The following is a 19,635-nucleotide window of genomic DNA, read 5'->3' on the forward strand; positions in this document are numbered from 1 at the left end:
TCCACTTCACTACCCAGCTTGGCGCCCATGCCTGTTGCCTAGCGCGCCAGTTCCTTCAGGCCAAGCCTGATCAGCGTTCCGGCCTCGGCGCTCTCGCCGGCTTCCTTCAGCGCCGCCGCAACCGCATTGGCTGCGACATCGCGCGAATAACCGAGATTGGCAAGCGCAGAAACCGCATCGGCCACCGCCGAAGGCGCTGCGCCCTCGCCCAGTTCCTGTTTGAGACCGATCGTGTCGCTGGCCTCGCCGGCATAGGCGGGGGCCTTGCTCTTGAGCTCCGAGACAATGCGCTCGGCCACCTTCTTGCCCACGCCCGGCGCGCGCGCCACCGTGGCGGCATCCTTCAGCGCAATGGCGTTGGCGAGTTCCGAAGCCGAAAGCGTGGAAAGCACCGAAAGCGCCACCTTTGCGCCCACGCCCTGCACATTGTTCTGCAAAAGGCGGAACCACTCGCGCTCCAGCGCGGAGCGGAAGCCGTAGAGACGGATCATGTCCTCGCGCACATAAGTCTCGATAAACAGCGTCACCGCCGTCCCCTCGCCCTCAAGTGCGGCCAGCGTGCGCGCCGGGCAGTAGGCCACATAGCCAACCCCGCCCACATCGACGATGCAGTGATCTTCGGCGATCTCGTCGATGATGCCCTTCAGTTTGCCAATCATTTCAGTGCTTCCATTGCCAGTCGGGAGGTGACGGACTGCCGGTGATGCGCGTGGCAGATGGCGATGGCAATCGCATCCGCCGCATCATGCGTGTCGAAATGCGCCTTCGGCATCAGCACCTTCACCATCAGATGAATCTGCTTCTTGTCGCCGTGACCGACGCCGATCACGGCCTTCTTGACCGCATTGGGCGCGTATTCGGCAACGCGCAGGCCGGCCCTTGCCGGCACCAGCATGGCGATGCCGCGCGCCTGACCCAGCTTCAGCGTGGCCGATGCGTCCTTGTTGACGAAAGTGGCCTCCACGGCGGCCTCCTCCGGCCGGTGCTGGTGCAGAACCGCCTCCAGCCCCTCATGCAACTGGCACAGGCGCGAGGCGAGGTCAGCCTTGGCATCGGAAGAGACCGAGCCTGCGTCAACGAAGCGAAGGGAGTTGCCCTGCGTCTCGATGACGGCCCAGCCGGTGCGGCGAAGCCCCGGGTCGATGCCCATAATGCGAATCGGTGTGTTCATGGCTCTACCATAGCGGTGGGCAGGCCCATTGCCACGCGTTAGGATGCGGCTGCATTCCTGTCCCGGCACACCGACTGCCTGGAGGCGAAATCCTGCCCGAACTCGATCTCAGTCTTGCCCTTCTCACCCTCACCGTTCTGGTGGCGGGGGTGGTGCGCGGCCTGTCCGGGTTCGGCACGGGGCTCATCGTCGCGCCGATTGCAGGCGCGCTCTACGATCCCGTGACTGCTGTGGTTCTGCTGGTCATCATCGATTCGCTGCCCACGCTTCCGGTCGCCCTGCCGGTGGTGAAGCTCGCCCGCTGGCGCGAGGTGCTGCCGGTTCTCGCCGGGCTGGCGCTGTTCGTGCCGCTTGGCGTCTACATTCTCAAGAATGGCGACGAAACCGCGCTGCGCTGGATCATCTGCATCGTCATTCTGGGCTGTGCGCTGGTGCTGCGCAGCGGCTGGCGCTACCACGGGCCGCGTGGCTTTCCCGTATCCTTCGGCATTGGCGGCATTTCAGGCACGCTGTCGGGCATCGCCGCCATTCCCGGCCCGCCGGTCATCATCTACTGGATGGCGTCGGCGCTGCCGGTCTCCGTGGTGCGCGCCAATCTCATGACGCTGTTTCTGATTTCGGAGATCTTTTCCGCCGGCAATCTGTGGGCGGCCGGCCTGTTCGATGAGCCGCGCGTGATGCTCGGCCTGATTATGGTCCCGCCCTATGTGGTGAGCCTGCTCATCGGCGGAAAGCTGTACGGGATCGCCAGCGACACGACCTATCGGCGGCTCGCCTTCACGCTCATCATCGCGTCTGCGCTGATTGCGCTTCCGCTTACGCAGACGCTGTTTCAGTGGGGAATCAGCGGTGCCCGAACGCTGTTTTCAGCAGGGTGATCTGCTCGAAGACCGGGTTGTGGCTGTAGAGATCGGCATCGTTCGCTGCAGCCGGCGCACCGCCATAGATCTCTTCGTCCATACGCCGCACGATGTCCTGCAGGCGCACCGAGCGCATGACCAGATCCTGGAAATTCTCCGGCAGATCGGACCAGCCGTCGGCCTGCTCCTGCGGCGAATGCGTGTCGAGACGCACTTTGGACTTCTCGGCAGCCACCTGCTCGCGCGTCATCTCGCCGGAATTGGCGGCGCGCTGCAGAAGAAGCCACGAGGCAAGCTGCATCAGACGTGTGGTCAGCCGCATGGATTCGGCCGCATAAAGCGCAGCGCCGGCCCGCGTCAGGCCCTTGGCCTCGATGCGTCCTTCGCCATCCAGATACTCCGCGGCCTCTTCAACCAGGCTCATGCCCTGATTGTAGAGAGGCTTGAAAGAATCCGAGAACACGCGATGCTCGGCCAGCTTGATCGTAGTCGCGCGACCGTTCCCGCCTTCAATCATTGTGCTTACGCCCCACCATTATACGAAACTGCGGCCACCGCCGGCTGATGCGTTCAATCACAAGTGAGCCTGACTCTCAATGCCAAGAACTCAATGCAAGGATGAGCCTGTGCACAGCTGTTGGCAAGTTCTTACTTAATGAAAGGTTAATGCTCATTTTGTCGAAAAAAAGAGCCGCAAACGCGGCTCTCAGGAGTTTAAACAGGGAGGCGTCAAACAGAATGGCTCCAGCCACTCGGTAAGAATCCAGATCACTGGATGTACACAGTAAACGCATGTAAAGCTTAATGCTTGGTTAACGCCGCCACCGATAATTGCATCGAATGCCAGCGTTCGCCCTCTTTTCCCTACAGCGCCCGGGCCTGATCCCGCAGCCGGAACTTTTGAATCTTCCCCGTCGAAGTCTTTGGTATTTCAGAGAAAATGATGGTTCTCGGGCACTTGAAATGCGCGAGCAGAGAGCGGCAGTGCGCGATGATCTCTTCGGCTTCCGCACTTCTGCCCGGCTTCAGTTCAACGAAGGCCACCGGCGTTTCACCCCACTTCGCATCCGCCTTCGCGACCACCCCGCAGGCCGCAATGGCGGGATGTTTGTAGAGCGCATCCTCCACCTCGATGGAAGAGATGTTCTCGCCGCCTGAAATGATGATGTCCTTGGAACGGTCCTTCAGCTGGATGTAGCCATCGGGGTGCATCACACCCAGATCGCCCGAATGGAACCAGCCGCCGGCGAAAGCCTCTTCCGTCGCCGCCCTGTTCTTCAGATAGCCCTTCATGACGATGTTGCCGCGGAACATGACCTCGCCAATGGTCTCGCCATCGCGCGGGGTTTCCTCCATCGTCTCCGGGTCCATCACGGTCAGCCCCTCGAGCGCCGCATAGCGCACACCCTGACGCGCCTTGCGCGCGGCCTGCCCGGCGCCGTCGAGCGCGTCCCACTCGCCCTTCCATTCATTGACCACGGCCGGTCCGTAGGTTTCCGTCAGGCCATAGAGATGGGTCACCGCAAAACCTGCCTCGGCCATGGCCGAAAGCACGGTTTCGGGCGGCGGAGCCGCTGCCGTGTTGAACGTCACCGTGTGCGAGAAATCGCGTTTTTCCTCATCCGGCGCATTGAGCAGCGCCGACATCACGATCGGCGCGCCGCACAGATGCGTCACCCCGTGATCGGCAATCGCGTCATACATGGGCTTTGCGCGCACCCAGCGCAGGCAGACATGCGTTCCCGCCGTCAGCGCCAGCGTCCACGGAAAGCACCAGCCATTGCAGTGGAACATCGGCAGCGTCCACAGATAGACCGATCCGCGCGTCAACCCCGCATGCACCGTGTTGGCATAGGTCATCAGCGCCGCACCGCGGTGATGATAGACCACGCCCTTGGGATTACCCGTCGTGCCGGAGGTATAGTTCAGCGCGATGGCGTCCCATTCGTCATCGGGCATGGACCAGGCAAACCCGGCATCGCCCGAAGCCAGGAATTCCTCGTAATCGGCGCTGCCGATGCGCTCGCCCTTCGGATAGGGCGCATCGTCCGCATAGTCGGGATCGTCATAATCGATGACCAGCGGCTTGACGCTCGCCAGCGCCAGCGCCTCCTTCATCACGCCGGAGAACTCCCGGTCGACGATCACCACCCGGCTCTCCGCATGGTCGAGCTGAAAGGCGATGATCGCGGCATCAAGGCGGGTGTTGAGCGAATGCAGCACCGCCTTCGTCATCGGCACGGCGTGGTGCGCCTCCAGCATGGGCGGCGTGTTGGACAGCATCACCGTCACCGTATCGCCCTTGCCGATCCCGTGGCTGGCGAGCGCCGATGCGAGTTTCAGCGAGCGCTCCCAGAAGGTCGCATAGGTGATGCGCTGGCTGCCATGGATGATCGCCACGTCATCGGGAAACACCTTCGCCGCGCGCTCCAGAAGCACAAGCGGCGTCAGCGGCTGGTGGTTGGCGGGGTTCTTGTCCAGATCCCGTTCGAAAGCATTGCCGGTCACAAACATCCTCCCGCTGTTTTCATCTTTTAAGCACAGGCTCCCGAACCCGTCACCACCCCATAAGGTCAAAGACCCCGTCATGGATGAGCTTGAGGGAAACGATCAGGACCATGACATACATGAACGGATAAAAGACCGTCGGCTTCATGCGCTTGATCACCCAAACGCCGGCCAGCGTGGCGAGCGGCGCAAGCGGTATCAGGATCAGCGACGCCGTCAGGTTGGAACGGTCGAACTGCCCGAGCGCGAAATAGGGAACGAGCTTCACCGCGTTGACGATGGCGAAAAAGACCACGCTCGTTCCCGTGTAAAGGCGCGGATCCTGCCCAAGCGGCAGCGCATAGACCTGATAGGGCGGCCCGCCCGCATGCGCGACAAAGCTCGTGAAGCCCGCAACCGCGCCCCAGAAAGTGCCGCGCGGGCGGCTTTGGCTGGCGATCCGCACATTCCCTGCGATCTTCTCGAACGCCCAGCGCAGGAAGAAGGCCAGCGTCACCAGACCGACGATCAGGCGCACATGCCCTTCCGTCACGACGGCCGCCGTCGCCCAGCCGATGGCGATGCCGATCAGCGCGCCGGGCAGCATGATGGAAAGCGTCCTGCGGTCCATGTAACCACGCCAGGCCCAGAGCGAGACGATGTCCATGACGATCAGGATCGGCAGCAGGATCGCCGCCGCCTGCACCGGCGACACGACCAGAGAAAGCATCGGCACGCCGAGCAGCGCCATCGCGCCGCCGAAGCCCCCCTTCGACAGGCCGACCAGCAGAACGGCCGGAATCGCTGCAAGATAAAAAGCTGGATCGGAAAGCAAAGGTGTCATGAAATTCGTCTGGATCGCCCGACGGCCGGGCGTCGCCAGTCATAATCCTTATGACCGCACTTGGCGAGCGTCCGGCAGGAAGGACCAATTTTCCTTGTCCATCCCCCCGTGCTTCGTCTATGCCGCATTCAAACCAAAATGACGGGTCAGAAACGAACCGGGTCGGTTCCGTCGAGACGCCAGGAGTTCCTACATGACCAATCGCTGCCGCCTCGTATTGATTGCACCGCCGCCGGAACTGGCTGCCAATGACGAAGCACATCTGGAAGCAGCCCTCGCCGCCGGCGATGTCGCTTCCCTCATCATTCCCGATTACGGGCAGGACGAGGTCAGCTTCCAGGCCCGTGCCGAGCGCCTCACCCCCATCGCGCAGGCGCACGGCGTCGCCGTGATGATCGCCGGCGCGCCGCGCATCGCCACGCGGGTGAAGGCAGACGGCATCCATTTCGACGGCTCGCTCGAAGAGCTGGCCGAAATCATCGAGAAATACCAGGATCGCATGATGATCGGCGCAGGCGGCGTGAAAACCCGCGACGACGCGCTTCAGCGCGGCGAAATGCAGCCCGATTATCTGTTCTTCGGCCGTTTCGGATACGACAACAAGCCGGAACCGCACCCGCGCAACCTCACACTGGGCGAATGGTGGTCGGAAATGGTCCAGATCCCCTGCATCGTGATGGGCGGCAATGCGGTCGCCTCGGCAGAACCCGTGGCGCAGAGCGGCTGCGACTTCATTGCGCTCGGTGCGGCCGTCTTCTCTGACGAGATCGACGCCGCCGCCGCCGTGAAGGAAGCCAACGTCATTCTCGAGAAGACCTCCCAGAACGCTCAAGGAGCCTGATCATGCGCGCGCGCCTCCAGCCGGTAGCATTGCTTGCCGCCCTGTTCTGCGGGCTTGCCGCGACAGCGCAGGCAGCCGGCGACGCCGGCCCGGAAAAGGCCGCAGAAACGGCACCCGCCACAACCGGAACTGAAAAGCAGGCGCCCCGGGCCGACCGGCTGCAACCGGTCGGCGACAGGCCGCTTTCCGCCCCCACGGTGGATCAGGTGGACCCGGACCGCTTCGGCAAGCTGCCGGACGCCGCCTATGGCGCCTTTCAGCGCGGCTACTATCTGACCGCGCACAATCTGGCCCTGCCCCGCGCAGAGGCGGGCGACCCGGCTGCGCAGACCCTCATCGCAGAGATCTATGCCCGTGGCCTTGGCATGGCGCGCGACGCAAAGAAGGCCGCCGAATGGTATTCAAAGGCAGCGCAGCAGGGCGTTCCCGAGGCGCAGTTCCAGTATGCGCTGATGCTGCTTGATGGCGGCTTCGTCGAGAAGAACACCGACCGCGCCTTCGAACTCATGCAGGTGGCGGCCGACAATGGCAACCGGCTCGCCCAGTTCAACCTCGCGCAGATGATCCTCGACCGGCAGTCGAGCTTCGAAAGTCGCGAACGCGCTGTCTCCTATTACGAGAAGGCCGCCAATGCCGGGCTGGCCGACGCGCAGTATGCGATGTCCCAGGTCTATGCCAACGGGTTTGGCGGGCGCGAGGCCGATGACAAGGTCGCCCGTTCATGGCTTGATCGTGCAGCCAGGCAGAATTACGACACCGCACAGCTCGATCTGGGCACGTGGATGGTCGAAGGCCGTGGCGGGGAGCGCAATGCGGAAACCGGGTTCGCCTGGCTCAAGCGCGCAGCCGAAGGCGGCAACATCGCCGCGCAGAACCGCCTCGCCAAGCTCTATCGCGCCGGCGTCGGCACCGACCCGGACACGATTGAAGGCGCTGCATGGTATATCTCCGCGCGCCGCGCCGGGTTGATCGATCCGGAGATGGAAGACTTTCTGGCCGGCCTCACGCCGGAAGAAATGAAGGAAGCCATCCAGCGCGCAAATCGGCTCCGCTAGCATTTTTCGGACGCCCCCAAAGGCCGCATGACTTGCCTTGGACCGCTTTTTATGGTCTTGGAAGCGCCGAATTGCGCGCCAGTGGAATGAACTCGCCATTCGAAATCCGCAATGCGGTCTTGAGATCGGATGTCGAATTCACTCCACTGGAAACATAAACTTGCTGGCGGTTTTGCTGTTTCCAACCTTTGCTCTCGCGGCCGATGCAACCGGGATGCAAATGCAGGACGTGAACCGCTGGCGCGCTCAAGACCCGCAGGACGATCCATATGAAAATCAACGGCAATGAAATTCGCCCCGGCAACGTCATCGAACACAATGGCGGCCTCTGGGTTGCGGTGAAGACCAACGCTGTGAAGCCCGGCAAGGGCGGCGCATACAACCAGGTCGAACTGAAGAACCTGATCGACGGCACGAAGCTGAACGAGCGCTTCCGCGCCGCCGAGACCGTCGAGCGCGTTCGCCTCGAGCAGAAGGACTTCAGCTTCCTCTACGAGCAGGAAGACGCTCTGGTGTTCATGGACTCCGAGACCTATGAGCAGCTCGAGCTGCAGAAGGACTTCGTCGGCGACCGCGCCGCATTCCTTCAGGACGGCATGACCGTCACGGTCGAGCTCTACGAAGAAAAGCCGATCGGCATCTCCCTGCCGGATCAGGTCACGCTGACGATTGCCGAGGCCGACCCGGTGGTGAAGGGCCAGACGGCTGCTTCTTCCTACAAGCCGGCAGTTCTGGAGAACGGCGTGCGCGTGATGGTGCCGCCCTTCATCGAGGCTGGCGAGCGGATCGTCGTCGACACCAACGAACTCACCTATCTGCGCCGCGGCGAATAAACCCGGCGCTTCCGCGAAACACACACTTACGAAAGCTTACATCCCATGGCCCGTTCGGCGATTATCAACGTCATGGTTCAGGCTGCCATGAAGGCAGGCCGCTCCCTCGCTCGCGATTTCGGCGAGGTCCAGAACCTGCAGGTTTCGCTCAAGGGCCCTGGCGACTATGTGAGCCAGGCCGACCGCAAGGCGGAAGACATCATTCACGCCGAGCTGTCGCGCGCCCGTCCGGGCTACTCCTTCCTGATGGAAGAGAGCGGCACGGTGGAGGGTGACGACCCGCAGCACCGCTGGATCGTCGATCCGCTCGACGGCACCACGAACTTCCTGCACGGCATTCCGATCTTCTCGATCTCGATTGCCCTGGAACGTCAGGGCCAGATCGTCGCCGGCGTTATCTACAACCCGGCCATGGACGAGCTCTACACCGCCGAGCGCGGTGGCGGCGCGTTCCTCAACGACCGTCGTCTGCGTGTCGCGGCGCGCACCAAGCTGTCCGACGCCGTTGTCGGCACCGGCATTCCGCATCTGGGTCGCGGCCACCACGGCACGGCCCTGCTCGACCTGCGCAATGTCATGGGCGAGACGGCGGGCATCCGCCGGCTTGGCTCTGCGGCGCTCGACCTCGCCTATGTGGCAGCGGGCCGGATGGACGGTTTCTGGGAAGATTCGCTTTCACCCTGGGACATTGCCGCCGGCATCATCCTCGTGCGCGAAGCCGGTGGTTTCGTCAGCGACAAGTCGGGCCGCGACAAGATGTTCGACAGCGGCCAGATCGTCGCCGGCAACGAGGCCATTCACCGCGCACTGGTCAAGACGCTCGGCAAGCCGGCCGCAAAAAAAGCCTGATTCAACTCCGTCCCGCACGGTGTTTCAGAACCAGCAAAGCCCGGGATCGAAAGGTCCCGGGCTTTGTCGTTGCGACATCAAAAAGCTGATGCGCTCATAACCGGATACTGTCTGCGGCTTTCAATTTCGTCATATTTACGATTAGAATCCTGCGCCATACAGGAATCAATACTGGTTCTGCGGCGCAGTGGACACGAGGAGCAGATGGCCTTGCTGAAATCGCGTGGGGACGACGAACCATCCTACGGGCTCGATTACGACCCGCACACCTTGTCGAGCCCCCAAGTCTTCCTCTTTTCCATGCTGGTGTTTCTGGCGATTGCCGGCTTCGTTGCGGCAATCCTTTACCGGCAGATCGCTTCCGCCTTTCAGACCAATCCGGGGCTGAACGGGCTCATTCTCGGCGTTCTGCTGATCGGCATCCTGCTCGCTTTCATGCAGGTGATCCGCCTGTTCCGCGAGGTACGGTGGGTCAATTCCTTCCGCGCCGGCACGGATGCGGCCGATCCGGTCCTTCTCGCACCGATGAAGGCGCTTTTGAGCCGGGCCTCTTCGATGGCGCTGTCGACCAGCTCCATGCGCTCGATCCTCGATTCCATCGCCACCCGCCTCGACGAGAGCCGCGACATTTCGCGCTACCTGATCGGCCTTCTGGTCTTTCTCGGCCTGCTCGGCACGTTCTGGGGCCTGTTGCAGACCATCGGGTCCATCGGTGACACCATCCAGTCGCTCGACCCCGCATCGGGCAATGCCAACGACATTCTCGACGCGTTGAAATCCGGCCTGTCAGCCCCGCTGGAAGGCATGGGCACGGCGTTCTCCTCCTCGCTGTTCGGTCTTTCAGGCTCGCTGATCCTGGGCTTCCTCGACCTTCAGGCGGGCCGCGCGCAGAACCGTTTCTATACCGAGCTGGAAAACTGGCTTTCGTCCGTCACCGACCTTGGCTCCGACATCGCAGACAGCCGCAGCGGCGCGTCCAGCGAAATGCAGCAGCTGGCCGACAAGCTGCGCGCGGTTCAGGAGGATGGAACCTCCAATCCGCGCCTTGCGGCCTCCATGGCCAATCTGGCCGAGGGCATTTCCGGTCTTGTGAAGAACATGCGCAGTGAACAGCAGATGATGCGCGACTGGGTGGAATCCCAGGCGGAAGAGCAGCGCGCCATGCGCGCCACACTTGAAAAGCTGGCGACGACGCTGAAGAAGCGGGACAGCTGACATGGCGCTTGCCCGTGGACGCCGCAACGACCGCCACGTCGACTACTGGCCGGGTTTCGTGGACGCCATGGCGACGCTTCTGCTCGCCATCATGTTCCTGCTCTCGGTCTTCGTGCTGGCGCAGTATTTTCTGAGCCAGGAGATCACCGGCAAGGACGCCGTGCTCGACCGGCTCAATGCCCAGATCAACGAGCTGACGCAGCTTCTGGCGCTCGAACAGGCCAACAGCCAGGACGCCGAGGACACCATTGCCAGCCTGCGCGCCTCGCTGGAAGACATCCGCGCCGACCGTTCCCGGCTGGAAACGCTGCTGGCCAGTGGCAGCGGCCAGAGCGAGCAGGCGGAAGCCCGCATTGGCGAGCTTTCGGGCGCGCTCGACGAGGAGCGCCTGGTCAGCCAGCGGGCGCTTTCGCAGGTGGAGCTGCTCAACCAGCAGATTTCGGCGCTGCGCAAGCAGATCGGCGCGCTGGAAGCCGCGCTTGAGGTTTCCGAAGCGCGCGACCGGGAGTCCCGCACCAAGATCGCCGATCTTGGCCGCCGCCTGAACGTGGCGCTGGCGCAGCGCGTGCAGGAACTGAACCGCTATCGCTCGGATTTCTTCGGCCGGTTGCGCGAAATCCTCTCCGACCGCGAAAACATCCGCATTGTCGGCGACCGTTTCGTCTTCCAGTCCGAGGTTCTGTTCCCGTCGGGTGCGACGGAGATCAATCCGAACGGGCAGGACGAGATGCGCAAGCTTGCCGACGCCATTCTCGAACTGCAAAAAGAGATCCCGCCGGAGATCAACTGGGTTCTGCGCGTCGACGGCCATACGGATGACGTGCCGCTTTCGGGCACCGGTCGCTTCCGCGACAACTGGGAGCTTTCCACGGCCCGCGCCACGGCGGTCGTCAAGTTTCTGATCGAGAACGGCGTCCCCGCCAACCGGCTCGTTGCGGCCGGTTTCGGCGAGTATCAGCCGCTCGACACGGAAGACACGCGGGAAGCGCGTGCCCGCAATCGCCGCATTGAGCTGAAGCTCACCGAGCGCTGACGACACGGCTTGCGAAGCCGCCCGGCTTCGTGTCCCCTCCTTCAAACAATCGACGCCTGCATCTGCGGGCGTCGTTCCTCCCAATGCCCCGACGAGGTGTTCCATGTCCTTTCAGAAACTCGATGAACTCGGCCACAGGATCGAAGCGCTCAATCACGCGCTGGCGATCCTCGGTGCGGATGAGGCGACGCATATGGCGCCCGGTGGCGGCGAGGCCCGCGCCGAAGCCATGTCTGCCCTTGCCGGCATGGCCCACCGTCAGGCCGCAGCACCCGAGATTGCCGACTGGATCGACGCCGCCGAACAGGAAGACCTGAACGCAGAGCAAAAAGCGGCAATTTCCGAATTTCGCCGAAATTACGTCAACCTGACCTGCCTCCCGGCCGATTTCGTGGAGCGCCAGACGCGCACCCGCATGCGCTGCGAACAGCTGTGGCGCGAGGCCCGTGGCAAGGGCGACTGGGCGGGTTTTCTGCCGGCGCTGGAAGGGGTTATCGAGCTGGCGCGGGAGGAGGCGCAGATGCGCGCCGAGGCGCTTGGCCTTGCGCCCTATGATGCTCTGATGGAGCAATTCGACCCCGGAAACAGAACGGCGGAAATCGCCCCCGTTTTCGAGGATTTGAAATCGTTTCTGGTGGATTTCGTGCCAAATGCGCTGGAAATCCAGAGAACGAAACGCGCGCAAAATCCCCTGCGCCCGCTCTCCGGACACTACGCCGTCGAGAAGCAGCGCGAGCTTGGTCTCGCCATGATGGCGGCGGTCGGTTTCGACCTGACGCGCGGCAGCCTGTCGGTCTCGCATCACCCGTTCTGCGGCGGCGTTCCGACCGATGTGCGGATCACCACGCGCTACCGTTCGGACGAGTTTCTCTCTTCGCTGATGGGCATTCTGCACGAGACCGGCCACGCGCTCTATGAACAGAACCTGCCGCAGGCCTGGGCGCACTGGCCGCTTGGCAAGGCGCGCGGCATGGCAATGCATGAAAGCCAGAGCCTGTTCGTTGAAAAGCAGATCGGCCGCAACCCCGCCTTCTGGGAATGGGCGCTGCCGGTGGTGGCGAAGCATCTGGGCGAAGACTGGTCGATGGACGAGATCCTGCCCCATGTGCACCATGTGGAGCGCGGGCTGATCCGCGTCGATGCCGACGAGGTGACCTATCCGCTGCACGTGATCCTGCGTTTCGAGCTGGAGCAGGACCTGATCGCCGGCAAGCTGGAAGCCGCCGACCTGCCGGAAGCCTGGGACGCGAAGATGAAGGCCTATCTGGGCCTGTCGACCATCGACACGCCGCAGGACGGCCCGATGCAGGACGTGCACTGGCCATCCGCCGCCTTCGGCTATTTCCCCTCCTACACGCTCGGCGCGATGATCGCGGCGCAGCAATGGTCGGCCATCGAGAAGGATATCCCGGACGTGAACGCGCAGTTCGCCAAGGGCCAGTTCGATGCGGTGAACGACTGGCGGCGTGAACGGATCTGGTCGCAGGGCTCGCGCTGGTCGACCCCGGAGCTGATCGAACGGGCCACCGGCGAGTCGCTCAATGCCGCGCATTTCAAGAAGCATCTGGAAGCGCGCTACGGCCAATAGCGCCAAAGGTTCGGTCCTGTCTTGAAAACGAACCGGTGAGGTCGGGCTTGTCAGGACCATTGCCTGCGCACACTCTGACGGACATGGAAGAAACCGATTCCCGATCCACTGTAGAGACCGTGGCCGACGCGCTGACGGAAGCCGTGCGCGACGGGCGGCTGGCGCCAGGCCAGAGACTGACGGAGAACGCCTTCACCAGCCGGCTGGGCGTTTCGCGCTCCTCGGTGCGGGAAGCCTTTCGACGCCTGACGGCAGACGGGCTTTTGACGGCGGAACCGCATCGCGGCGTGATGGTGCGCCAGCTCTCGCGCAACGAGGTGGATAACCTCTTCCAGGTGCGCGGGGCGCTGGAAACGCTGGCGGTGAAGCTCGCCCTGCCAGTGCTTCACCAAGTACCCGAAACGCTTGTCGCGCTGCAGGCGGATCTGGATACCGCAGCCGAACAGGGCGACATGAACCGGTTCTCCGAACTCAACGCCCGTTTCCACCGGCTGTTTCGCGAGACAGCGGACAATCCCCTTCTGAACGAGACGCTGACGCGGCTTTCCAACTCGCTCTACTGGTTGCAGTTTCGCGTGCTGGTGGACCGGCGTGATGTGTTCGACACCAACCGGCAGCACAGGCAGCTGACGGATTGCGTGGTGGCCGATGACACGGCAGGCGCGGAAGCTGCGATGCTCGATCATGTGGAGAATGCGCGGCAGCTCATCCAGTCGCTGCCTGACGATCATTTCGCCGCACCGCCAGCGCCCGCAAAAAGCAAAGCAAAGGGCAACCAGCGCAACGCCAAGGCTTGACGCCGGAACCAGCCCATCTAGATTGTCCGACAATCTTATCGGACAAAATGGAGGAGACGTCCGCATGAGCGAAAAGGCCACACAGGAATACCGTCCGGTTCCACTTCCCGATTACAGGGAGCTTCCGGTCGAGGAGATGCGGGCCCGCGCACAGGCCTTCTATGACGAGATCCGCACACGCCACACCGTGCGCGACTTCTCCACCCGCCCCGTGCCGCGCGACATCATCGAAACCTGCATCAAAGCAGCAGGCACCGCGCCCAATGGCGCAAACCACCAGCCCTGGCACTTCGCGGTGATCGGTGATCCGGCGGTAAAGAAACAGATCCGCGAGGCGGCGGAGGCCGAGGAGAAAGCGTTTTACGAAGGACGCGCGGGTGAAGAATGGCTTCATGCGCTGGCCCCGCTCGGCACCGATGCAAGCAAGCCGTTTCTGGAAGAAGCGCCCTGGCTCATCTGCGTTTTCGGCGAACGCCGCAGCCGCTCGGCCGATGGCGTGAAGCGCAAGAACTACTACGTTCCAGAGTCCGTGAGCATCGCAACCGGCTTTCTGATTACAGCCCTGCACAAGGCAGGTCTGGCAACTCTTACGCACACGCCGAACCCGATGAGCTTTCTAAACGAGCTGTGCGGTCGCGACCCGCATGACAAACCCTATATCCTGATGGTGGTCGGCTATCCAAAGGAGGACGCCACCATTCCCGAACACGCAATGGAGAAGAAGCCGCTGGAGGAAATCGCCACGTTCATCTGAGCGTCGTCTCCAACGCGTACAGGCATCAGACAACAGAGCCATTCGGGGCGTTTCGGCTTTCCCGAAAGGCTCTTAACGAACATGGGTCCTCTCTTTGAGGATGACGAAAAGCGACGTGCAGGCTTCGCATCGAATGGCTGGCAAGGGGCTCGTGCCAGCCGCTCGATGGAACGGTGCACATGCCGCCTTTCGCCATGCCCGGCATGTCCGGGCACCCATGCCCTTCTCCAGAAGCAGGCTGACACCGGAGCCGATTTCCACTTCTTTGCCCGATGCAATAGGGTCAGCCCGTTTCTACGAAGCAATTCTGGAGGGAATGGTTTTGAGCACGACATATCTCGTTAAAAGCAGCGAAATTGCCGAGATGGAGGGTTTGAAGAAGACCCACTTTCTCAACCCCAATGCGCAGCGTCTGAACAAGTCTCTTGGCGACCTCACGGGTCTGAGCGGCTTCGGCTTCCACATCATCGAAGTGGAGCCCGGCTATGAAACGACGGAACACCACTGCCATTACCACGAAGACGAATGCGTGTTCGTGCTGGCGGGTTCCGCCACGGCCTTTATCGGCGATGAAGAGCACGCAATCGGCCCCGGAGACTTCATTGGCTACAGAAAGGGCGGGCTGGCCCATTCAATCAAGAACACGGGAAATGAAATGCTGCGCTGCATCGTCGTTGGCGAGCGGCTTGCGCATGATGTGGGCGATTACCCGAGGCTGGGCAAACGCATTTTCCGCGACAGGCAGATGCCCTGGGGGCTGGCCGACATCGACAGGATCGATGCGGTCGGCGGCAAGGTCGGCAAGAAGTAGAGCCGACCCCGCCCTCCGCGACTATTCCGCAGCGTCTCCGAGAGCCTCTGCGCCCGCCTGGAACTGAAGGCTGGCGAGTTCGGCATAGATGCCGCCCTTTGCCACGAGAGCGGCGTGTGTGCCCTCCTCGACGATGCGCCCCTCTTCCATGACGAGAATGCGGTCGGCTTTCAGAACCGTTGAGAGACGATGTGCGATGACGAGCGTGGTGCGGCCCTTCATCAGGTGCTCAAGCGCCTGCTGCACCAGCGTCTCGCTTTGCGAATCGAGGGCGGAGGTGGCTTCGTCGAGCAACAGGATCGGTGCATCGCGCAGGATCGCGCGCGCAATGGCCATGCGCTGCCGCTGACCGCCCGACAGGGTGACGCCGCGCTCGCCGACCGGCGTGTCGTAGCCTTCCGCCAGATCGGTGATGAAATCATGCGCAAGCGCGGCGCGGGCCGCAGCCTCGATCTCGGCGCGGGAGGCGTCAGGACGGCCAAAGGCGATATTCTCGGCCGCGCTGGCGGCAAAGATCGTCACGTCCTGCGGAACGATGGCCATGCGTCCGCGCAGCGCCAGCGGATCGGCCTCGCGCGCATCGACACCATCGACGCGCACCGCCCCGGAATCGGGATCGTAATAGCGCAGAAGCAGCGAGAAGACGGTGGTTTTGCCCGCGCCCGAAGGACCGACAATGGCGACGGTCTCGCCCGGTTTTACGGTGAAGGACAATCCATGAAGCGCAGAGCGATCCGGCCGCGTCGGATAGGCGAAGGAGACATTGTCGAACGCCACTTCGCCGCGCGCCGGCTGCGGCAGCGCTACGGGGCTGGCGGGCGCGGTGATGGCGGGCTCTTCCGACAGGAGCTCGCTCATGCGCTCGGCAGCGCCGGCGGCCTGCGAAAGCTCGCCCCAGACCTCTGACAGGGCGCCGAGAGCGCCAGCTGCCAGAACCGAGTAGAGCAGGAACTGACCGAGCGTGCCCGGCGTCATCTCGCCGGACAGAACGGCCCGCGAGCCGAACCAGAGAACGGCCACGACCGAACTGAAGGTCATGAAGATGGCGAAGAAGGTGAGGAAGGACCGCGCGAAGATGGATGCGCGTGCAGCAGAGAACGCCGTCTCGATGGCATCGGAGAATTTCTTGCGCACCACGTTCTCGCCGGTGAAGGCCTGAAGCGTGCGCACCGCGCCGATCTGCTCGCCCGCATAGGCGGTGGCATCGGCCAGCGTGTCCTGCGCAAAACGCGAGCGACGGCGCACCGAGCGGCCAAACGCAACCAGCGGCAGAACGATGACGGGGATGGCCGCCACCACGAGCAGGGAAAGACGCGGGCTGGTGACGACCATCATACCGACAGCGCCAAGCCCCATGATGACGTTGCGCAGCGCCTGGGAAATGGTGGCCCCGACAGCCGATTTGACCTGCGTGGCGTCGGCCGAAATGCGCGAAACGATTTCACCGGACTGGACCGTATCGAAGAAGCCGGGGGAAAGGCGCGTGACGTGATCGAAGACATCGCGCCGCAGGTCGCTGACAACACGCTCGCCCAGCGTGATGACGAAGAAATAGCGCCCCGCCGAGGCGGCTGCGAGGACTGCGGCGATGACCACCAGCATCGAGAAGTAATTCGCGATGAAGATGGAATCGGAATGGGAAAACCCGTGATCGATCATGCGGCGCACGGCCAGCGGCAGCGTGAGGGTCGCGATGGCTGCGAGCACCAGGAAAAAGGCCGCGCCAAGCGCCAGACCGCGATAGCGGCCGATATAGGGAAAGAGGCGTTTGAGCGGCTTTAACGACCGCCGCTTCGCCGCCTGTTCCCGCTCTTCGGACGCCCTTTGCCTGCGCGCCATCGCCTGCCCCTTCTCAATTCTCGTTCGGGAGCGGCAAAATGTGCGCCGCTCAAGCCTTGTCTTGTCGTCGTACCTGATGTATAGGCTCGCCAACCAATTCCGAAGCCGTAGCCTTCCTTGGCCGCGGCTTCAAGTTTTCAAGATGGGTGCAATTGCCGCAAGTGCGGATCAGATTGCCATCCCGCCAGAACTCAGGACAAGACGATGAAAGCCGAAATTCATCCCGACTACCACATGATCAAGGTCGTCATGACGGACGGCACCGAGTACGAGACGCGCTCCACCTGGGGCAAGGAAGGCGAGACCCTTCAGCTCGACATCGACCCGTCCACGCACCCGGCATGGACCGGCAACCAGCAGTCCCTGATGGACCGCGGCGGCCGCGTTTCCCGCTTCAAGCAGCGTTACCAGGGCCTCGGCATCTAAGGTATCCTGCGGCCGGATGGCGTCATCCGGCATTTGCGGACACCGAGAGGCAGAGCCGACCGGAACGCAAAAGCGTTTTTACAGAGACCCGTCTCATCAAGGCGGGTTTTTTGTTGTCTGCTTGCCTACTTGTCTATGTGGCCAAGATCGCGCTCGGGGTCGATCACGTCGCGCACACGCTGCTTCAGCGCCTTGGCGTCAGGAAAGCCGCCATCGTGCTTGCGCTCCCAGATGAGGATGCCGTTGCACGTGATCTCGAACACCCCGCCCGTGCCCGGACGCAGCGCGACTTCCGACAGTTCTGTGGAAAAAGTGGAGAGAAGCTCCTGCGCGAGCCATGCGGCGCGCAGGAGCCATTGGCACTGGGTGCAGTAGGTAATCGCGATACGATGCTGTTTCACGAGAACCTGTCCTTTGTTGCCAGACAGCCGAAAACTGCCGGGCCTGAAGCCCGGCAGAAGCGCAATCAGGCTGCGCTGAGTTTCGCGAGCGTTTCGTCGTCCACCTCGAAATTGGCGTAGACGTTCTGCACGTCATCGTCGTCTTCGAGGGTTGCAACGAGCTTGAGGATCGACTGGGCGCGCTCCTCATCGACCGGCGTGCCGGTCTGGGGACGCCAGATCGCCTTGACGGACTCGGCTTCGCCCAGAGCGCCTTCCAGCGCCGTGGTGACATCGCCGATATCTTCGAAGGCGCAGGTGATGACGTGGCCGTTTTCGTCCGACTGGACATCTTCGGCGCCGGCCTCGATGGCGGCTTCCATCACCGTGTCGGCATCGCCCTTGTCAGCCGGGTAGATGATTTCGCCAACGCGGTCGAACATGAAGGAAACGGAACCGGTTTCGCCAAGCGATCCGCCTGCCTTGGTGAAGGCGGCGCGGATGTTGGAAGCGGAACGGTTGCGGTTGTCGGTCAGCGCCTCGACGATGACGGCGACGCCACCGGGACCATAACCCTCGTAACGCACCTCGTCATAGTTCTCCGCATCACCGCCCGACGCCTTCTTGATGGCGCGTTCGATGTTGTCCTTCGGCATGGACTGGGCCTTGGCGTTCTGGATGGCCAGGCGCAGGCGCGGATTCATCGCCGGGTCGGGCATTCCCATCTTGGCAGCGACTGTGATTTCGCGCGCCAGTTTGGAAAACATCTTCGAGCGAACGGCGTCCTGCCGGCCCTTGCGGTGCATGATGTTCTTGAATTGGGAATGACCGGCCATGGGGCTCCTTCTCACGGTCTTTTGAAAGCAATGGAATACCGGGGCCTTATAGTGAAAATGCCGGCCAACGTCCAGAACCCGCGCACTGCAGCGATGGGGGCGGACATGTCGAGAGACATGGGGCCGACATGGGGCGGACATGGCGCAGAGCCGCGCTTTGCCCTACCATGGGCTCTTGCACACACGGGAGATGCCGATGACCGCCTTCCGACTGACCGCAGCCATTCTGACTTTATTGCTCGCTCCGCTGCCTGCAGCCCTTGCACAGACAAACGGGCAGATCGAGCGACCAAGCACCTGCCTCGCCATGGCGCAGGCGCTGCCAGGCGTGATCTACGCCTCGCTGATGATACCGGCCGCCGTGAGGGCCGACCCGGTGACCATCACCTATGCGGGCCATTCCACCTATCTGATCGAGACGCCCGCCGGCGTGACCATCGCCACGGACTTCGCGGGCATTTATGGCGCGAACCCGCCACCGCGCGTCGTGACCATGAACAGGGCGCATGGCACGCATTTCACGCGCAATCCCGACCCCGCCATAGAGCATGTTCTGCCAGGCTGGAACGAAGAGGGCGGGCCGGTGAAACACTCTCTGCTGGTTGAAGACGTCTATATCCGCAATGTGACCACCGACATCCGCCGCTATGGCGCGATGGAGCCGGACGCCAATTCGATCTTCATCTTCGAGGTGGCGGGGCTGTGCATCGGGCATCTGGGCCATCTGCATCACCGGCTGGACGACAGCCATTATGCGGCGATCGGCAGGCTCGACGTGCTGATGGTGCCCGTCGATGGCGGGCTGACGCTGTCGCTTGACGGGATGAGCGAGATTGCGCGCCGGCTTTCCTCGTCGATGATCCTGCCGATGCACCGGCATTCGACACCGCTCAGCGCCTTCACGGGCCGTATGGGCGGTGGGTTCGAACTGGATTTTCGTGAGGGACGGTCGATCACCGTGGCGCTGGATAACCTGCCACGGCGACCGACAATCGTTATTCTCGACGGGGTTTAGG

The 19,635-nt window shown here is 62.8% G+C and carries 21 protein-coding genes; 13 read left to right on the top strand and 8 right to left on the bottom strand.

From position 1 onward, the window contains the following. Positions 1–38: 38 nt before the first annotated feature. Positions 39–659 carry a Holliday junction branch migration protein RuvA gene (gene ruvA, locus JYP46_RS13550; RefSeq protein WP_113153236.1) on the bottom strand — a complete coding sequence of 207 codons (621 nt, stop codon included), beginning with the start codon at positions 657–659 and terminating at the stop codon, positions 39–41. Beyond that, positions 656–1,171 carry a crossover junction endodeoxyribonuclease RuvC gene (gene ruvC / locus JYP46_RS13555; protein ID WP_113153237.1) on the bottom strand — a complete coding sequence of 172 codons (516 nt, stop codon included), beginning with the start codon at positions 1,169–1,171 and terminating at the stop codon, positions 656–658. Before ruvC ends, ruvA begins: the two co-directional genes overlap by 4 nt. On the opposite strand from ruvC, the gene JYP46_RS13560 reads away from it, so the two are divergent. After that, positions 1,162–2,049 carry a sulfite exporter TauE/SafE family protein gene (locus tag JYP46_RS13560; protein ID WP_222474115.1) on the top strand — a complete coding sequence of 296 codons (888 nt, stop codon included), beginning with the start codon at positions 1,162–1,164 and terminating at the stop codon, positions 2,047–2,049. The two genes, ruvC and JYP46_RS13560, sit on opposite strands and share 10 nt — an antisense overlap. On the opposite strand, the gene rcdA is transcribed toward JYP46_RS13560, so the two are convergent. From rcdA to JYP46_RS13575, 3 genes are all read right to left on the bottom strand, one after another. Continuing rightward, positions 2,015–2,548, bottom strand: coding sequence for a protease adaptor protein RcdA (gene rcdA / locus JYP46_RS13565; protein WP_113153239.1), 534 nt, complete (start codon positions 2,546–2,548; stop codon positions 2,015–2,017). The genes JYP46_RS13560 and rcdA overlap by 35 nt on opposite strands. Positions 2,549–2,895: 347 nt before the next feature. Continuing rightward, the gene (locus tag JYP46_RS13570; RefSeq protein WP_206546137.1) at positions 2,896–4,545 is read right to left on the bottom strand and encodes an acyl-CoA synthetase; all 1,650 of its coding nucleotides are present in this window, start codon (positions 4,543–4,545) and stop codon (positions 2,896–2,898) included. A gap of 43 nt (positions 4,546–4,588) precedes the next feature. Then, a complete protein-coding gene (locus tag JYP46_RS13575; protein ID WP_206548381.1) occupies positions 4,589–5,362 on the bottom strand; it encodes a sulfite exporter TauE/SafE family protein in 774 nt (257 codons plus the stop codon). Positions 5,363–5,555: 193 nt separating this feature from the next. Here JYP46_RS13575 and JYP46_RS13580 point away from each other — a divergent pair, with 193 nt between their 5' ends. The 10 genes from JYP46_RS13580 (at position 5,556) to JYP46_RS13625 (ending at position 15,138) form a co-directional block, all read left to right on the top strand. Further along, a complete protein-coding gene (locus tag JYP46_RS13580; protein ID WP_206548382.1) occupies positions 5,556–6,203 on the top strand; it encodes a thiamine phosphate synthase in 648 nt (215 codons plus the stop codon). A 2-nt stretch (positions 6,204–6,205) separates the two neighbouring features. Then, complete coding sequence (locus JYP46_RS13585) at positions 6,206–7,258, top strand: tetratricopeptide repeat protein (protein WP_206548383.1); 1,053 nt, start codon at positions 6,206–6,208, stop codon at positions 7,256–7,258. A gap of 269 nt (positions 7,259–7,527) precedes the next feature. Beyond that, positions 7,528–8,091: an elongation factor P gene (efp, locus tag JYP46_RS13590; RefSeq protein ID WP_113153243.1), complete on the top strand. Its 564-nt coding sequence runs from the start codon at positions 7,528–7,530 to the stop codon at positions 8,089–8,091. A gap of 45 nt (positions 8,092–8,136) precedes the next feature. After that, positions 8,137–8,940 carry an inositol monophosphatase family protein gene (locus tag JYP46_RS13595; protein ID WP_206548384.1) on the top strand — a complete coding sequence of 268 codons (804 nt, stop codon included), beginning with the start codon at positions 8,137–8,139 and terminating at the stop codon, positions 8,938–8,940. A gap of 204 nt (positions 8,941–9,144) precedes the next feature. Then, positions 9,145–10,155, top strand: coding sequence for a MotA/TolQ/ExbB proton channel family protein (locus JYP46_RS13600; RefSeq protein WP_206546131.1), 1,011 nt, complete (start codon positions 9,145–9,147; stop codon positions 10,153–10,155). A 1-nt stretch (position 10,156) separates the two neighbouring features. Next, on the top strand, positions 10,157–11,188 hold the full coding sequence (locus JYP46_RS13605; protein ID WP_113153246.1) for a peptidoglycan -binding protein: 1,032 nt from the start codon (positions 10,157–10,159) through the stop codon (positions 11,186–11,188). A 103-nt stretch (positions 11,189–11,291) separates the two neighbouring features. Beyond that, positions 11,292–12,776 (top strand): carboxypeptidase M32, encoded by a 1,485-nt coding sequence (locus JYP46_RS13610; protein WP_206548385.1) that lies wholly within the window; start codon positions 11,292–11,294, stop codon positions 12,774–12,776. Positions 12,777–12,859: 83 nt separating this feature from the next. Further along, positions 12,860–13,573: a GntR family transcriptional regulator gene (locus tag JYP46_RS13615; RefSeq protein WP_206548386.1), complete on the top strand. Its 714-nt coding sequence runs from the start codon at positions 12,860–12,862 to the stop codon at positions 13,571–13,573. A gap of 64 nt (positions 13,574–13,637) precedes the next feature. Then, on the top strand, positions 13,638–14,327 hold the full coding sequence (locus tag JYP46_RS13620; RefSeq protein ID WP_206548387.1) for a nitroreductase family protein: 690 nt from the start codon (positions 13,638–13,640) through the stop codon (positions 14,325–14,327). 322 nt (positions 14,328–14,649) lie between these two features. Then, complete coding sequence (locus JYP46_RS13625; protein ID WP_206548388.1) at positions 14,650–15,138, top strand: cupin domain-containing protein; 489 nt, start codon at positions 14,650–14,652, stop codon at positions 15,136–15,138. A gap of 21 nt (positions 15,139–15,159) precedes the next feature. On the opposite strand, the gene JYP46_RS13630 is transcribed toward JYP46_RS13625, so the two are convergent. Beyond that, on the bottom strand, positions 15,160–16,977 hold the full coding sequence (locus JYP46_RS13630; RefSeq protein ID WP_113153251.1) for an ABC transporter transmembrane domain-containing protein: 1,818 nt from the start codon (positions 16,975–16,977) through the stop codon (positions 15,160–15,162). A gap of 204 nt (positions 16,978–17,181) precedes the next feature. Here JYP46_RS13630 and rpmE point away from each other — a divergent pair, with 204 nt between their 5' ends. After that, positions 17,182–17,403, top strand: a complete 222-nt coding sequence (rpmE, locus tag JYP46_RS13635; RefSeq protein WP_113153252.1) for a 50S ribosomal protein L31 — start codon at positions 17,182–17,184, stop codon at positions 17,401–17,403. A 125-nt stretch (positions 17,404–17,528) separates the two neighbouring features. Here the strand turns inward: rpmE and JYP46_RS13640 are convergent, their stop codons facing one another. Together JYP46_RS13640 and JYP46_RS13645 are read right to left on the bottom strand one after the other, a co-directional pair. Then, positions 17,529–17,804: an Rdx family protein gene (locus JYP46_RS13640; protein ID WP_206548389.1), complete on the bottom strand. Its 276-nt coding sequence runs from the start codon at positions 17,802–17,804 to the stop codon at positions 17,529–17,531. A gap of 65 nt (positions 17,805–17,869) precedes the next feature. Then, positions 17,870–18,619 carry a YebC/PmpR family DNA-binding transcriptional regulator gene (locus tag JYP46_RS13645; protein ID WP_113153254.1) on the bottom strand — a complete coding sequence of 250 codons (750 nt, stop codon included), beginning with the start codon at positions 18,617–18,619 and terminating at the stop codon, positions 17,870–17,872. 196 nt (positions 18,620–18,815) lie between these two features. Here JYP46_RS13645 and JYP46_RS13650 point away from each other — a divergent pair, with 196 nt between their 5' ends. Beyond that, complete coding sequence (locus JYP46_RS13650) at positions 18,816–19,634, top strand: MBL fold metallo-hydrolase (RefSeq protein WP_206548390.1); 819 nt, start codon at positions 18,816–18,818, stop codon at positions 19,632–19,634. The last annotated feature ends 1 nt before the right edge of the window (position 19,635 follow it).

Origin of the sequence: Nitratireductor aquimarinus, assembly GCF_017255295.1 — a bacterium.
GTDB classification, from domain to species: Bacteria; Pseudomonadota; Alphaproteobacteria; order Rhizobiales; family Rhizobiaceae; genus Nitratireductor; species Nitratireductor aquimarinus.